Source organism: Prolixibacteraceae bacterium (assembly GCA_019856515.1).
GTDB lineage: Bacteria > Bacteroidota > Bacteroidia > Bacteroidales > Prolixibacteraceae > Halosquirtibacter > Halosquirtibacter xylanolyticus.
This window is the reverse complement of the sequence record CP082230.1, coordinates 2,845,296-2,863,291: the sequence shown is the minus strand read 5'-3', so window position 1 is coordinate 2,863,291 and position 17,996 is coordinate 2,845,296. Positions and strand designations below refer to the sequence as shown.

At 38.3% G+C, this 17,996-nt stretch carries 4 protein-coding genes; all 4 read left to right on the top strand.

What is annotated here, in order from left to right:
- The first annotated feature begins 80 nt into the window (after positions 1–80).
- The 4 genes from K5X82_10305 (at position 81) to K5X82_10290 (ending at position 17,994) form a co-directional block, all read left to right on the top strand.
- Complete coding sequence (locus K5X82_10305) at positions 81–1,394, top strand: Na+ dependent nucleoside transporter (protein QZT35709.1); 1,314 nt, start codon at positions 81–83, stop codon at positions 1,392–1,394.
- Positions 1,395–1,544: 150 nt separating this feature from the next.
- Positions 1,545–2,339: a thymidylate synthase gene (locus K5X82_10300; protein ID QZT35708.1), complete on the top strand. Its 795-nt coding sequence runs from the start codon at positions 1,545–1,547 to the stop codon at positions 2,337–2,339.
- A 19-nt stretch (positions 2,340–2,358) separates the two neighbouring features.
- Positions 2,359–2,847, top strand: coding sequence for a dihydrofolate reductase (locus K5X82_10295; protein QZT35707.1), 489 nt, complete (start codon positions 2,359–2,361; stop codon positions 2,845–2,847).
- Positions 2,848–3,696: 849 nt separating this feature from the next.
- Entirely contained in the window at positions 3,697–17,994 is a 14,298-nt protein-coding gene (locus K5X82_10290) for a gliding motility-associated C-terminal domain-containing protein (GenBank protein ID QZT35706.1), read from the top strand.
- Positions 17,995–17,996: the final 2 nt, after the last annotated feature.

The window sequence follows — 17,996 nt, the reverse complement described above, 5'->3', positions numbered from 1 at the left end:
GAACTAACTCTTTAAATTTTCCTTTGGATACACAACGGGTGCTATCCAAAGGATTTTTTATCTAATAAAACGATCTAAAGATGCAACAAGTTCAAGGTTTTTCGTTAGAGTCCTTACTTAGAGGAGGACTTGGAATGGTGACAATTATTTTAATTGCTTGGCTGTTTAGTACGAATAGGAAACGAGTGGATTGGAAACTTGTCGGTATTGGTATTGCCATTCAAATATTTTTTGCTGTGGGGGTGTTGTACGTACCAGCAATTCAAGGTTTTTTTGCGTTTTTTGGTAAAGTATTCGTGAAAATTCTAGATTTTACACGTGCAGGAAGTGGATTTCTTTTGGGGGATCTTTTAAATACCGAAACGTATGGATTTATTTTCACCTTTCAGGTGCTTCCTACAATCATTTTCTTCTCAGCTTTAACAAGTTTGATGTTCTATTTGGGGGTAATTCAGAAAATTGTCTATGTGTTGGCATGGTGCCTTTCCAAGGGGTTGAAAATTAGTGGTATGGAGAGCTTATCTGTCGCAGGAAATATTTTCTTGGGCCAAACCGAGTCCCCATTGATGATTAAGGCATATCTTCCAAAGATGAATCGTTCAGAGATATTCTTAGTGATGGTTGGTGGTATGGCTACGCTAGCAGGAGGTGTGCTGGCAGCTTATATCGATTTCTTGGGAGGATCAGATCCTGTCCAACGTTTGATGTTTGCAAAGCATTTATTGTCCGCTTCTGTGATGGCTGCACCAGGTGCAGTGGTGATCTCTAAGATTATCGTGCCTCAAACAGAGGAGCCTGATACGAATGTAACTATTCCAAAGGAACAGATTGGCTCTAATGCGTTAGATGCTATATCTAATGGTACGGTTGAGGGTGTTAAACTTGCAGTGAATGTCGCAGCCATGTTGTTGGTTTTCTTGGCTCTAATAGCATTCATAAACTATATTTTTGCAGGAGGTATTGGTCGTTTGACTGGATTAAATGGCTGGGTAGATAACTTCACTGATGGTCAATATGAGACTTTCTCTCTTCAATTTATCTTAGGTTATTTATTGTCTCCTTTGATGTGGTTGCTGGGTGTGTGTGAAGAAGATATTACTCTTGTTGGACGTCTTCTTGGAGAGAAGGTGATCATTAATGAGTTCATTGGATATGCTAGTTTGGCTGAATTGAAAGCTGCTGGAGCTTTCGCACAAGAGAAGTCTATTATTATGTCGACTTATCTACTTTGTGGTTTTGCAAATGTAGGATCAATAGGTATCCAAATAGGTGGCATCGGAGCTTTGGCTCCATCTAAGCGCGAATGGCTCTCTGAATATGGAATGAGAGCACTACTTGCAGGTACTTTAGCTTCTTGTTTGTCCGCTACAGTAATAGGAATGATTATGGGGTAATATCTATATTAGATATTTCAAGTGATAATTTATGCCACTGGTTCTTAGATATTAGAATCAGTGGTTTTTTTTGTAGTTTTGTTCTCTATATCTATTGGTGTGATTTTTTTAAAATATTATTAAACAATAAGTAAAATAGCGCGTGTTTATATGAAGCAATATCTGGATTTACTACAACATGTTTCGAAAGATGGAAATCAAAAAGAGGATCGTACAGGTACTGGAACACAGAGTGTTTTTGGCTATCAAATGAGATTTGATTTACAAAAAGGTTTTCCTTTATTAACCACAAAGAAATTACATCTAAAGTCGATTGTTCATGAGCTATTGTGGTTTTTAACTGGAGATACTAATATTAAATATCTTCAGGATAATGGAGTGAGAATTTGGAATGAATGGGCTGATGAAAATGGTGATTTAGGTCCTGTGTATGGTGCTCAATGGCGTTCATGGAATGGTGCTAATGGTAAAGTGGTTGATCAGATCACAGAGGTGGTAGAGCAAATTAAAAAGAATCCAGACTCACGTCGCTTATTGGTTAATGCTTGGAATGTGTCAGAGGTGGATAGTATGGCTTTACCTCCATGTCATATTATGTTTCAGTTTTACGTTAATGATGGGAAACTTTCATGTCAACTATATCAAAGAAGTGCGGATATCTTCTTAGGTGTGCCATTTAATATTGCTTCATATGCTTTGCTTACCATGATGATGGCCCAAGTGACAGGATTGGAGTGTGGAGAGTTTATTCATACACTAGGTGATGCACATATTTATAATAATCATAAAGAGCAGGTTAGAACCCAACTTGAAAGGACTCCTTATGATCTGCCTAAGATGAATATAAATCCAGAAGTGGATTCGATATTTGATTTTAAGTATGAAGATTTTGAGTTAGTAGACTATCAGGCTCATCCTCATATTAAAGGGATTGTGGCTGTTTAATCCATAAAAATGAAAAGGTATGGGTGATATTGCAATGATTGCAGCAGTGGATCAAAAGATGGGAATAGGAAATGCGAATGATATGTTATTTTTTATTTCAGAAGATCTGCGTCGTTTTAAATCGCTGACCACAGGTTATCCCGTGGTAATGGGTAGGAAGACTTATGAATCTTTGCCCCATGGAGCTCTGCCCAATAGGCGTAATATTGTCATCTCTGGTCAGATGGATTTGGCAATTAAAGATGCCGAAGTAGTTCATTCCATTGATGAAGTAAAAGCTTTATTGAATGATGTTTCACGTTTCTTTGTGATTGGTGGTGGGGTAATATATACTGAATTTATGCCTCTTGCAACACATCTGTTTTTGACTCATATTGAAGAGGAAAAAGAGGCGGATACATTTTTTCCTGAGTTAGACATGTCTCAATGGCAGATTGTAGAAACATCGCATAGAGAAAAGAGTGATAAGAATCCTGCATATACTTTTGTTGACTATGTGAAGCGTTGATAATTTGGACAAGATTTAATACATCATATTTGTATAAGGTAGCTACTTTTAGCTGCCTTTTTTTGTGTCTCAATTTTGGTGAAGACAAGCTATTAAATCGTGACATTGTGAAGCTCTACAACGTTGTTAAATCGATGGTCAACGTACTTGAATACCTTTCGTGTTTTTTTACCTATATCTAGCGCTTCGCACTGGGCTAGAAAGTGTATCACTTTCAGTACATGTTGCAATAACGACAATTCGAAACAAAGCAATTAATCTATATGTTGTCATTTCTTCCTAAACATGTCAATACTATGATCCTTTATCTACAGTGTAGATGAAATGTTAAAACACTTATGTTATGCAATTAATCTTATAAATAGATGTTATGATGATTAAGCATATTGTATGATTAAAATATTGATATAATTGATTAAATTTATGAATAATAGTAATTATTAAGGTGGGGGTTATTCTTTATTGAACGGTTATGTTATATCTATTAGGCTTTAAATGTCTATTTGCACATAACATTTTACGGTAAAAATAATTTACTATTTGAATATCTTTCTCTTTTATTGTTAAAAGAAAATGGACTATTATTGTTAATTTTGAGAATATTATGACTGTATATAATATATTATTAATAAATTAAGAATTAGCTATTTGTGGTAAGGGTGCAAATGAGTTATTTCTCAGTATGTTTAATACAGTAGGAAACACTTTTTAGAAACGGTTGGATGCGGGGTTGATGGGTTTATGTGTAGAGGATTCTATTTTTTAAATAATCGATTACTGTGTCTTTTTGTGCCTTCTCAATTTTGAGCATTCGTTTGGTGGTAAGTATTTAAAGTAAAAAAACGATTGATGACACGATACAAAAAAGAGGGTAAGCTACATTTTATGACTCCATGGAATCATGAGGTGAAATGTCGTGGCGATACTTCAGAGACGTCTTCAAGTTGCCAAAGAGATATTCCTATCTCTTGGTGCCATTTCTTCTTACGAAATAAAATAAATAAACAATCATATAAACAAATGAGAGCTATGAGTATTTTATGGCGAGAGTTTTTTAAAACAAAAGGCATACGAGGTCGAAGTTGGCCGTGGGCAAATTATTTGCTTATAGCGATAACAATGTTGATATCAGACTATAGTATAGCACAAAGTGATGTATTAACAGGAAAAGGTTTTAGTCCGAACTATTCCTCATCAGCTTGTGGTACATGTGGAACTTATTTTGATGGAACTAAAGTTACATCAATAGTAGAAACACCGTGTGCTCCTTATGATGTTTTATATAGAGCTTATGCGAATGTTAAGGGAACTGTTAAACAGAATATTAGATTTGAAATTGATTTTGATAATGGAACAACCCAAACATTGCGATACAATCCTCTTGATGAAGCAGGATCAGACCTAGTTGCAACACCTGTTGTCGTACCAATAACAGGTCTAAAGTATATAGGTTATGAGTTGAAACCAACAGTGTTTGTAGCGGCAAGATTTGACGAAACATCGGCAAAAATAAAGTGCTATTATAAACCAAAAATGAAAATATATGTTGATGGAACTTTAGTTGAAACAATTGATGCACCTGGTACGAATGTATGGTTTAAGGATGATAAAGTAAATCCTTTAATGATTGGAGGAACTGCGAAATATGCAGCAGATGTAAAATTAGAAGGCGGTGTTCTATACTACGATGTATGTATGGGTAACGAACAGGTTATTGAAAATCCTTTTGAGGATCAGTCAACCTGGAATTGTCAAGTAGATGAGTATCCTAAAGAGGACTTTAAAGGAACTGTCCCTCCAATAAATAATGAGAAACGTCTAACATATTGGGAATATGGTTTAGATGATGGAGAAGCTGATGCTGGATTTTTGACAGGTATACAGGTAAGTAATCTTGCTGCTAGTGGTTTTGTGGATGCAATACCAACAGGTATAGCATATACTGTAGTTTCTAATGGGGCTTTTCATGGTCCTTTGAAAGAGTATGCACACCCTACGACTGGACCATCAACTGGGGCAGATTATAAGTTTATAAAAATACCAACCACTGGTATTGGTGATCTTGGAAAGCTGTTTAGACTGCGTTTAATAAACCAGAATGCATGTGGGTTTTCGTCACCGATAGAAGCTTTTATTCGTATTGTAGCTGCTCCTATTCCTGTGGTAACTGAGGAAACTTTATGTTTGCCGGATGATAAGAGAGTTGATATTACATTTACGGATAATAATCCTCGACACCCTAGATATGATAAAATAATTTGGACAACTACAACCGCAGGTGTAGCAATTCATAATTCAGATAAGCAGAATGCTACTTTAGATTTGACAGGAGTTCCAGCCAGTGAGTTTGATGATGGTTTTATGGAAGTGGAAGTCGATGTTTCTGTACAAGGGGGTACTACAGGTTGTGTTAATGTGGATCATGGAACAATAACCGTTTATCGTAAACCAATTACCGATTTTGTGGCAAACCCCAAGCAAATTTGTCAAAATGGAGAAGTTACCTTGCAATATGAGCTAAATAATGCACTTCCATTAGTTGCAGGTACGAGAGTAACTGTGGATTGGGGAGATGGTAAAGTAGAAGATATCTATACAGGAGTTGGAGGAGTTCCAGGGACAACTTTAACTAAAAAGCATCTATATGAGAATCCATCCGATGCAGTTAAGTTACGCAATATTGTACTTACAGCTACCAATGGGATTTGTCCAGAGTCTAGTGCTCCTCAGGAGATCGTTGTATATCCTAAACCAAGGATTATTGCAGGAACAACGGAAGCATGTGCGAGAGCTACTGTTGACTTAGATTTTGATTTGACTTCGAAACATGGAACACTAAGCTATTATTGGGAAATTACAGATCCTAATGGACTTAAAGTAAGAACTGCTACTACAAAAGTTTCGACTCTTCGCCATACTTTTGATATAAACGGGGAATATAGTGTCACAGGGACAGCAGTACTAGATGGTGGAGGTTGTGAGAGGACCTCTGATCCAGTAACTATCACTATAGATAAGCCTGAAGTCCCAGATGGAACACTTACAAATCCCCAGCAATGTGAAGTGGCTGGAGTGGCTACTGCAAACTTGGATTTAGGAGTGTCTACACCTAAAAGAACTGGCTCTAAATATTCTGTTTCATGGAGTCCAGGAGTAACAGATACATATACCGTTAATGGTGCAGGAGATTTGATTAATGATCGTGATGGATCTAATAGCTGGGTTATTACTCATCCTTATAACTATACAGGAGATGGAAATACACCACAAGTGAAAGGTATTGTGGTTGATGCGATATCTGCATTAGGTCTGTGTACAGAGAATAAGGTTCTGAACTTTACGATAAATCCACATACGGTGGCTGCATTCACCGTTCCTACAGTTAATTGTCAGGGAGATGCCATTGCTTTTGTGAATAACTCTAAAGGGTTTGACAAGAAGTATCAATGGTCGATAAAAGAGGTGACAGTAGGAGGTCGAGGACCTGAGTTGTTACCTCCAGGAGAACAAACAAAAGCTGTTCCTAATATATCTACATTAGTTGGAAACGTTGAATATGAAGCAATACTAGAAGTTTCAGGACCATGTGCTCTCAAAACCGATACGCATAGATTTAACGTAGAGCGTGTGGATGCTGGTGCTGCAGTTACGGAAGAGTTTTGTTCTGATACAGGCGGAGCAGATCCAAATGACGATCAAGTAGAATATACGCTCAACTTAGGAGGTGTTTCTCCGCAAAGCAACGGAACGACATATGAAATTACCTGGGGAGATGGTACAGTTAAGGTTATAAGAGACTATGCATGGTTGGATGCTGCAGGTTGGCAAATGACACATAGTTATAATGTAGGCCCAAATGCGAATGCATTCGAAGATTATCGTTTGAAGATAAAGGTAATTTCTGCAGCAGCAACTTGTGAGAGTACTGTAACAAAAACAATACGAGTATATCCAAAAACAGTAGTTAACTTTGATTCTCCTGCGGATGCAAACTGTATGGATACCGGAGATGTTACATTTACTAACAATACAACTGGTGTTGGGTTAACATATCAATGGAGTATTTTCAATCGAACGACTGCAACAAATGTTGTCTTGGCTCCAGGTGTTGTTACGGCAAGGGATCTAGTTTATGATTTTACTACAGAAGGGGAGTATGATGTTCGTCTTGAAGTGATAAGTGCACATGGATGTGAGGTGAAGAGAAAGACAGAAACAATAGAGGTTGTAGATCCTAATGGGGCATTTACGATTGATGGTCATAATGGCTTCTTCTTTGTTGATAGAGCTGATGCATCAAAAACGGATATTATTTTTGATTTCACAGGCTCGTCTTATTTGGCAACAGGAGCCAACTTACAAGTTGATTTTGGAAATGGAACCAAAAAGACATTAACAAGTGCCGATTTTGCTGCTGCTGATAAATATACTTTCAATGTTCCTGGTTATACAGGTTTAACGAGAAAGAGGCATCAATATCCCGTTGAATTAGCAGTAGAGAAGGATGGCTGTACTTCTTTACCTATAAACAAAAATGTTACAATCTATCGTGTAGGTACTGATTTTAGTATTACAGAAACAGATCGCTGCAATGGAGTATATGATTTTACTGATGACTCATATATACATTCAGATTTTAAAACTGATCCTACTGCAGATAAAACAGTGTTACGAGAGTGGTATTTTGAAACACCAACTAGTGCAGGTTGGGCTCCTCAAGGGACAGGATTAACTTCAAAACTAATATATCCGAATAATACTGGTGCTGATATTAATGTCAGAGTTAAATTGGTATTGACAGCTACTATTAAAGGAGGGGGAGCTACTGGGTTTGTTGGAGACTATGTGAAACAAGTAGAAGAGATTCATGATGTGGTTATACCACCATCTCCACAAGAATCTACTGAAAAGGTAGATTGGGATAAATGTCCTGGAGATTCTCAAGATCTTCATCCAGTTGTTATTGGTTCATTAATTAAGGCACCAGGAGTATCTCGCATTGATGTAGATATCGTAGGACGAGGAAGTGGTACTGGTGGAGCCGCTACCGATGACACAGGTAGAACTTTAACCAAAGCACAAGTTGATGGTCTTTTGACTGAGAAGTCAACTGGTGTTTACACTTTTGATTCATCTTTAAGTCCAACATTGAATGTTAAGGGTGTATTTACAATAACCTTTACCGTTAGAAATAATCCTGGAACTCCTCAAGAGTGTAATTTTGTACGAACTTATACTGTGGATGTTTCGGAGCTTAATGTTGAAGATCAACATTATTATGGATGTACTGGACTTCCATTTACCTTTACTCCAAAAACAACTGGTGGTAATAAAGCAGGGCGTACCCATCAATGGGATGAAGTAACAGATCCATCTCCAGGAGATTTGACTGCAGGAACTCCAACGGGAGTTGCTGGAAAGAATGAGTCGTTTACATTTACACCATCTGTTCCTGGTGATTATATTGTAAGGTATACCGCTGTTGATGTTGCGGGCTGTACTGCATCTAATGAGTTTACGATTACAGTTGCAGAAGACCCTCTTCCTACTACCAATGCTGTTCAACTGGATGCCAACCATCTTGTAGAGGTTAATCCTGGTATTGAATACAATGTATGTGGAAGTGGTGTTACTTTAAATGGTCAACATAATGGAGGGGCTATCGTTGGAATGCAAGCACAGTGGAGGTTACATACTTTCCCTCTAGGTACTACAGCTCCTGTCATTCCAAATGGAGCAAATGTTGATGTTAATGGTTTAAAAGCAGGTACATATGTATTTCAGTTCGTTCTAACCAATAGAATTGCAGGAGTGGCAGATCCAGGTTATGCCCCATGTGAACATTCCGTTCTTGTGACGGTAAATGTATTTGATCCAATTACGGTAGTAAATACAACTGCACCTTCAGTTGTTGAAGAAACTACAGTTGTGGGACCAACTGATTTACAGCCAACAGTAAATATTACTGGAGGTTCAGGTGCTTATACTTATCAATGGGAAGTTACTAAACCTGACGGTACTCCTGATGCAGTATTTAATGCGTCAGCTGAATCGAGAAAAGAATCGCCTACATATAGTGCTATTGGAATTGGTACCTTCCGATTTACATTGCATGTTATAGATAATCGAGGTGGTATTTGTGAGGGAGACTCTCCTGCTATTCCAATGGAGGTTGTTGATCGTCTTCCTGCCGTTGCAGGACCAAATCAAAATGTTTGTGGTAAGTCAGCTGGTTTTGCTGCGGATAAAGTTATTGCTCCCAATTCGGCAGGAGAAGGAACTTGGACACAGATAAATGGACCTGGTATTTCGGATATTAAACCAGTAAATAGTAATGTTGCTGGAGTTACGGTTAATGTATACGGAACCTATACTTATCGATGGACAGTGACGAGTACCAAATCCGGGGTTACTTGTACTGAGTTTGATGAAGTGGATATCACCTATCATGCACCAGTAACGGTAGCATTTGCTGCAGATGATATCTATTTTAATGTTGGTGATGCACCGACAATGAACCCGAATGTTGAAAGAGATGGAACGGTTCTTACAGGTGGCGCATTGACGGCAGAATATGATATCTTATGGACAGATGCGAGTGGCAAGTTAGGAGCAACTAATATTGAGAAGCCGACGTTTGATACAACTGTAAAAGGGGATTTTGATCTTACCATAACTATCTCAGATAAGGCAGGTATTTGTACTGATGTTTCAAAAGTCGTTCATGTACATGTATTGGAAGTTCCTGTAGCAGGAGCAAATATTCTAACTGCAACAACGACAGTAGGAGACCCTGTCCAAGAATATACAGGACATACTCTTATTAATCCGAAATATATTGTTGTTGGAAAACAGGTGCAGATAAATGGTTTTAATGAACTCGTTGGAGGAATACAACCTGATGCGGCTCCTTTGGACCATATTTCTGGAGAGTGGACAGTGAATAAACCAACAGGATATGTTGATAGATGGGATATTCATAATCCAACAGTTAAAGTTACAGACTATGGAACGTATGAGTTTACTTATACGATTAATAGTGGATTGACTCCAGCTACTTTAAGAGCATCACAAATTACAGTTGAAGTAACTTTCGTTGCACCAATTGAGGTGAACACAGTCGGAGAGTCAACATTTTGTCCATCTAATGGTGAATTAGAGATTGGAAATGAATTTACTGTGACCGGTGGTTCTGCTCCAATTACTAATTATACTTATACTGTAACAAAAGATGGAGATCCAACAGATTTCTCTCATTTATTATTGGATGATAATGCAGCCGACAAGAATCTTCGATTTGATGCATTGCATGCTACAGAGGGGACATATAAAGTAACGCTTACTATAAATGATCCATTCAATTCTGTAAGTAGTGATAATGCAATACGTACGATTCATGTCACCAAAGCTATGTTGCCACAGATAAGGGTGATGGGGACGACTCCTGAAGTTTATGGAACGATTGCAGATGTTCAAAAAGCACAAGTGTTTAATGTAGCTGCTCCTGAGTATTTTATTATTGGGAAGCATATTCAATTAGAGGGTAGTGATGATGGAATGGCTCCTGCGGGATTAGTAAATGGTACTTGGCAACGTTTTGATGGAACCAAATGGGTTAATGAAACCGTTAAGCCATTGTATGATTATACCTCTACTGTTTTTGGACAAGTAAGAGCTAATTGGAGATTGAATAATGGAATATGTCAAGTTGATTTACCTGTATTACTTAACTTTATTGAGCCTATTGAAATCGATCCGATTGATGATTTCTATTTCTGTCGAGGTGATAATAATGCACCATTAAATGGAGTGGTCAGTATTAAAGGTGGAAGTGCAGATGGAATTACTTATCGTTGGAATGTCGTCGATGCTGGTAAAACGGATGTTACAGCTACGATATTAAATGCAAGTAATGTAAAAGCACCACAAATTAATATGACTAATGCTGTGGTTGAAGGTGTTTATACTGCGACGTTGACCGCCACTGATAATCATGGAAGTATTCAAGTGGTGACGGAGACGTTCGATATTCATGTACTTGAAAAACCAATTGCGAGTATCACTGTACCTGATGCAAAGGCATCTGGAACAGCAGGAGCAACAGTTCAATATAAGAAAGGAACTTCTGGGGCAAGTGTTAACTTACAGGTGATAACTTCAGACAATAAAATAAAATTAAATGGAGCTAATATATCTGCTTTAGCAACCGATCCAGATCTAGTTGGTGATTTATTGGAAGGAAGATGGAATATGGTATCTGGACCAGATATTGTGGCAGGTATTGTGGCATGGACATCTAACTCAGCTAATTCAACAGCTTCGATTACAAATCCTGGAACATATGTCTTCAGATGGAGCATGTTGAATGTAACACCTGATGGTGATCGATTATGTGAGACCCATAAAGATATAGAAGTTGAGTTTGTAAAAGGATCCACAGCTAGGCCAAAAGGTGATCAAGAAGTTTGTCAACAAGCTGGTGGATTATTCCAATTACAAGATTTGATTGATCTGGCTGGGGGTTCTGGTGCTTTTGCATCTTATAACTGGGCTGCAGAGAAACGAGATTTCAATGATACTCCACCAGGTGTCGATGTTACGGCTACTGAAATTGTTGATGGTAATATTACGGATAAAAATGCATCGTTAAGATTAGATAACGAAGGTTTATATCATATTACCTTGACTGCTTTAGATGCCAAAGGAGTCGGTGGTGCAACTGCAACTTTTGTTGTGGCAGTGATCCCACAGCAGAATGCTGATGCTAATGGTGATCAAGAAACTTGTTTGAATGAGATCCAGTTAGATGCAAATCCGATTGTAGGTGTACCAGGTTTGACAAGAACAGGAGAATGGAGTGTTACTCCAGCTGGTGCTGTTGCATTTACCAATGTCAATGATCCAAGAGCTAAAGCGCTTCGTTTACCAGGCACGAGTGGTAATTTCACTTTAACGTGGACTATTACTTCATCTTATAAAGGTTTCAATTGTGTTGAGACTGATGATATGCAAGCATATTTTGTGCAGCCGATTGAAATTGCTGAGTTCTTCGACGGTTTAGGTGCTAATGCTCAAGTATGTATTGGTAATGATTTGCCAATCAGACCTGTGATTAGTGGCGGTTCAGAGGAAGCTACAGGTGATTATGATAAGTATAATTACACGTGGAGAATGAAAGCTGCAGGTGGTTTCGATATTACCAATCATTTAGTCAATCCAGCCACAGGTATTGCAGCTACAAATCTTCGAAATCTAACACTGAGAACCACAGATATTCCACCTAATAATTACGAGGTCATTTTAGAAGTGAATGACCCAATAAGTGGAACTTGTGTAACCACAAGAGATTTTACGATTGAAGTAAAAGAAGCTCCCGTAGCTGAAGCAATTGTTCAGCCTAGTGCCTCGGTTAAGACTATGGCCGCAGATCATTACTTTACTTGTGAAACAACAGTTGATTTAGAAGGAACTAACATCGGTAAAGTTGATGATGGTGCAGGGACTAAAGTAAATGGTACTGGAGTTGGGTTTGCATCGATAAAAGGGGAGTGGAGTAAAGCTTCAGGTCCAGGCAATGTTGTATTTACAGTAAACACCCCAGGAGCACCATCTGGAAAGGTGGATCCTTTAGCAACTGCTGAATTTGATCAACCAGGCACTTACGAAATAAGTTGGACTGTATACAATGTGGATAAGACAACATGTCCAAGTACAAAGATTATAACTGTTGAGGTGAAGGCACCAATTACGGTTACTTTTGCTAACCCTACGGTCTATGTTTGTGAAGGAAGTCCTGCTTTTGATATTACACCTATATATGCTGGTGGTAGTGAGATTGATTATAAAAACTTTATCTGGACAGAAAAAGGAGCTGTTGTTGTTGGAGCTGTCAATGCAGCATATACATTTGATCCAACAGGAAAGGCTACAGGCGTATATCCTTTGTCTGTAACGTTGGATGATAAAGAAGGAACTGTGTGCCAAGGTGCAGGTGCTGTGGACGTGGTAATTGTAGAGATGCCAACTCCTAATATCCATAATACTACTACTGAATTTTGTGGACTTAGAGGAAGTTTAACTGCAGATGCATTAATGGTGGCAACGCGTACAGATAAAGAAGTTGGAACATGGAGATTGAAAGATGGAGGTGCTGGCTCAGATGGAGCTGTTATCGCGATGCCTAATTTACATGATGTTAAGACTGACTTTATTGTAACCAATAAGGGTAAATATATCTTTGAATGGGTCATTGAGCATCAAGCTATAGATGCAGGAGGAGGAGTTGCCCATACATGTGAAGCTGTAGATGAAATAACAGTTCATATGAGAGAGACTCCAGTGGTAAATGTGGATCCGCCTGCACATCCAGAATGTGATAAGGATGCAGATCTAGAAGCGGTTATTACAGGTGATTATCAAAGTGTATTATGGGAGTTGAAGAGTGGGCCAAGTGGTACTGCGACAGCAAACTTTACTCCAGCTGATAATAGGATAACTTCTGTTGATGTAAATGAGTATGGAAATTATACATTTAAAGTTACAGTTGAAAATGGAGTGTGTACTCCTCAAGTGGTAGAAGTAACTTATACTTTCTTGTCGCAGCCTAATGCTGATTTTACTATCAATACGGATCTTGAAGGTTGTTCTCCTCTTGATGTTGGAGTAACGAATACATCTACAGGGGATGAGCTAAAAAAATATCGTTATCAATGGAAAGAGGTGGATCCTGCAGATCCAACTGATGTGCGAGTTTTATCATATGACGAGAACCCAGCAACGGATTTTGTAATTCGCCATATGGGTAATAGAGCTAAAGATCGTAATATTGTTCTTGTGGTATCAAATGGTTATTGTGAAAGTACAGCTGCTCCGATAGCAGTGAATGTTCATCCAATGCCACTGATTGACTTTAGTTATACACAGGATGGAAACTGTAGTCCTGTTGAAGCAACACTTACAAATAAATCACAGTTTTCTGATAGCTACTCGTGGGATTTTAATGAAGATGGTGTTGAGGATGCCAATGATGAAAATCCTGTGCATTCATTTACAAATACTGATTTCACTAAGTTCAACTTTAAGATTAAGTTAACAGGAACAAAGACGACACCTAATTTAGCTGGAACCAAGGATTATGTGTGTACAAATGATCAAGAGCAGATTATTGCGGTAGCACCTAAACCTACATTTAGTTTATCAAGTAATATTCCAGCTGGTGGAGCATGTTCTCCTGAGGAGGTCGCATTTGTAGCTAGTCCTGGAGCCATTGACTATACATGGAATTTTGGAGATAAAACCCCAGAACAAGTGACCCATTATGTTTCCATGGTGGATCATGAGTTTAGTCATATGGAGCCAACTGCACAGAATTATGTGGTGAAGGTCGATGCAATATTCCCTGGAGGGTGTAAAGCATCAGAGACAGCTAATATTGAAATTCACCCTGAAATGAAGGCAACTTTCACTGCTGGTAAAACGACTATTTGTTCTGGAGAGACAGTGGTGTTTGATAACCTGTCTACGCCAGGAGCAGACAGTTATACATGGATTGTTAATGGAGTTGAGGAGTTGGTACAGAATAGATTTGAACCCACATTTACTCATACCTTTATTTCAGCTAGTTTTGGTCAGGTACCGATGAATGTGACATTAAAGGTAAAAGGAGCTAAGTGTGAGGATATATCTACACAGGTGATTAATGTTAATCCTAAGGCGAAAGCTGACTTTGATTTTGCTGCCGGAAAAGATACATTCTGTTCAGGAGAGCAGGTCGTATTCGCAAATAAAACCATTGGAGGCAAGACATTCTCTTGGGATTATGGTGATGGAACTGCTCCAGATGATAAGGGATATCATCCATATACGAACCATGGTCCTGCAGATGCAACTCATACAATTACATTGACAGCAGACAATGATTTTGGATGTTCTTCTACAGTAACTAAGAATGTGAATATTATTCATGAAATGGTTCCTGGATGGACATTTAATATTAAAGAAGGATGTTCTCCATTAGAGGTTGAGATTACAAATACCACAACAGGAGGGGAAGATGCAACCATTGATTTTGGAGATGGTACTACAGCGACTCTAGCAGGTGGTGCTTCGGTTACACATACATTTACTAATACGGAAGTTTCCGAGACATTATACAATGTAAGTATGAAAGTTGCAGCAAATGCTGCTGGGCTTTGTGATAAAACACTTCGTGATGTGATTCGTGTGTATCCTGTTATTAATGCAGACTTCTCATTTGCTGGAGATAAAACGACTTATTGTTCGGATGAAATAATGATTCTAAACAATACGACTGTTGGATTTACAGAGTATAAGTGGGATTATGGTGATGGAACAAAAGCAAAAGATTCTTATCATACATATTCGAATAAAACGACTAAGGATATTACACAAACAGTTCGTTTGGATGTTGAAAACTTTTTTGGATGTACTGATTTTATAGAGAAGGACATTACTGTTATTCGCGATGTGGAACCAAAAATGAAGGTTGTAACTGATGGTACTTGTTCTCCAGTGAAGGTGACGATAACAAACCTTACTTCTGGTGCCAATACTATGTTTATCGATTTCAGAGATGGAACTCCTCCGATGGATGTTTCGGCGATGAAACCAGGTGAAACAGTTGAACGTATCTTTACAAATGATTCCAAGAGAATTGATAAGTATGATATCACTTTAACTGTTAGTCCAGGTGGAGGTTGTTCAAAAACAATAAATCAAATGGTAGAGGTGAGACCATCTGTTACTGCTGATTTTGATTTGAGTGCAGGGGGATGTTCTCCTGTGACTGCAACTGTTACAGATAAGAGTGTTGGAGCAGATAGTTGGAGTTGGGATTTTGGAGTGCCAACAGACCCTAAAGCTACAACAACGATACCGTCCCCATCGTATCACTATGTCAATACAACGAATGTCCCTATAGAGTATACAGTAACTCTAACTGCGAGGTCTTCGTTTGGATGTACAGCAACAGCTGTTCCAAAGAAGATTACGGTAAACCCACAACCGAATGTCTCTTTTGACATGACACCACGTGTTGGTTGTGCTCCTTTTACTGCTCATTTTACGAATGCCTCGAGTGGTGTAGATACATTTACTTGGTATATTGATGACGGCATGACTATCACAGAAACCGCTGCTACATACAAGAAAGAGTTTGATCATATCTATAACAATAAGGATAATTTTGATAGATCTTTTTCCGTAAGGCTTGTAGGTGAGAATGCTTATGGATGTAAACAAGAGCCAGATCCAATAAATATGATTGTACACCCTGAAGTTTCGGCTGATTTTGATATGGATGTAGGTATGATATGTTCTCCTGTTGATGTGCAATTCGATGCAAGGGCGAAATCAATTGGTGGAGATACATATCAATGGAATTTTGGCGATGGATCTGATATACAATATGATGGTGCTCCATTGAAAACATTTGAAAATGATACCGATGCCCCAAAGAGTTTTGATATTACATTGACTGTAAGTACAAGATTCTGTGATAGTCAAATGACAAAGAAGTTGGAAATTCAACCACATATGGAAGGAAAATTCGTTGTAGATAAGATGGAAGGGTGTTCTCCTCTGGAGGTGAGCTTTAAGAATACATCTATAAATTGTATCGATTATTTATGGTCATTTGATGATGGCAAGACAACTGAGAATATTCCAGATCTGGAGTTTACTAGAACGTTTGTTCATGATAGTAAAAAAGGAAAATTTAAGGATGCTCGGACTGTTTCTCTTTTTGCTTCGAATAGGTATTGTAAAGAAAAGAAACCAGCAAAAGAACAGATTGTAATATTTGCACCTGCTAAAGCTGGATTTGAATTAAGTGGGGATGGACACTGTAGTCCAGCCAAAGTTAATTTTATATCGACAGCGGATCATAACTACAATGTAACTTGGGACTTTGGTGATGGGTCAACTTCCATTGCAGATAACCCAGAGCATTTGTTCTTGAATGAAGAAGCAACAGATAAAATCTATACGATTAAACAGACTGTAGCTTCAAATCAAGGTTGTACGGATGACATGACTAAGACTTATAAAGTAAATCCAACACCAAAAGTTGATTTTGGTATCACACCAGTCTTTATGATTTGGCCAGAAGCAACCGTGAGTGTCTCTAATATCACGAATGAAGGTCCTTGGAAGTATAAATGGTCCTTTGGAGAGCATGATGGGGTAACTATTGATAAGAAAGACCCAGATCCATATACTTATGGTCGAGTAGGAACATTTAAGATTAAGTTAGAAGCTACAGGAGAGGAGTGTTCAAATAGTTATGAAGAGACAGTAACAATTAGACCAGGAGTTCCTGTTGCTAATTTTACTCCTTCTGTAGTTGAGGGGTGTAGTCCTTTAACAGTGACTTTTAAGAATAGCTCTAAGAATGCGAGCACATATTATTGGGAGTTTGATGGTGTAGGAGCTTCACATGATCGAGAGCCTACACGCACCTTTACAGAAGAGAAATACTATAATGTTAGGCTGACAGTTCGCAATGAAGAAGGAACAGCGGATGTAATGGAGAAGACAATACATGTATTACCTGTACCAAAGGCATATTTTACAGTTCTTCCTTCTAGAGTAGAGATCCCTGGTCAGAAAGCGATATTCTCTAACTTATCTGTGAATAACTATGAAAACTATTGGGATTTTGGTGATGGAACCAAGTCGACAGAAGTCGATCCTTCCCATGAATATGTAGCGCAAGGCGTTCATGACGTAACGTTAAGGGTTGTCTCTGAAGATGGATGTGAAGCATCTTTTGAACAAAAAGCGGCAGTTACAGCAGTATCCAATGGTCGAGTAAAAGTGCCGAATGTTTTTACTCCAAGTACTAATGGTCCAACAGGAGGAACAGTTACTCCTGGAGAATCTGATGTTTATAATCGAACTTTCTTACCAATTGTACCATCAGGAGAAGCAAAAGTTTCGAGTTATGACCTGAAGGTCTTTAACCGTTGGGGGAACATGGTTTTCCACTCTAGAGATATCAACACAGGATGGGATGGATACTATAATGGTAAACTCGCACCACTAGATGTTTATATGTGGCAAATAAATGTCTCTTTTGATGATGGTAATACTGTTATTCAGGCAGGAGATGTAACACTAATACGATAATG

What these genes read in the sequence shown, in the direction of transcription:
- K5X82_10305 (QZT35709.1), top strand. Translation starts at nt 81, where the DNA reads ATGCAACAAGTTCAAGGTTTTTCGTTAGAGTCCTTACTTAGAGGAGGA.
- K5X82_10290 (QZT35706.1), top strand. Translation starts at nt 3,697, where the DNA reads ATGACACGATACAAAAAAGAGGGTAAGCTACATTTTATGACTCCATGG.
- K5X82_10295 (QZT35707.1), top strand. Translation starts at nt 2,359, where the DNA reads ATGGGTGATATTGCAATGATTGCAGCAGTGGATCAAAAGATGGGAATA.
- K5X82_10300 (QZT35708.1), top strand. Translation starts at nt 1,545, where the DNA reads ATGAAGCAATATCTGGATTTACTACAACATGTTTCGAAAGATGGAAAT.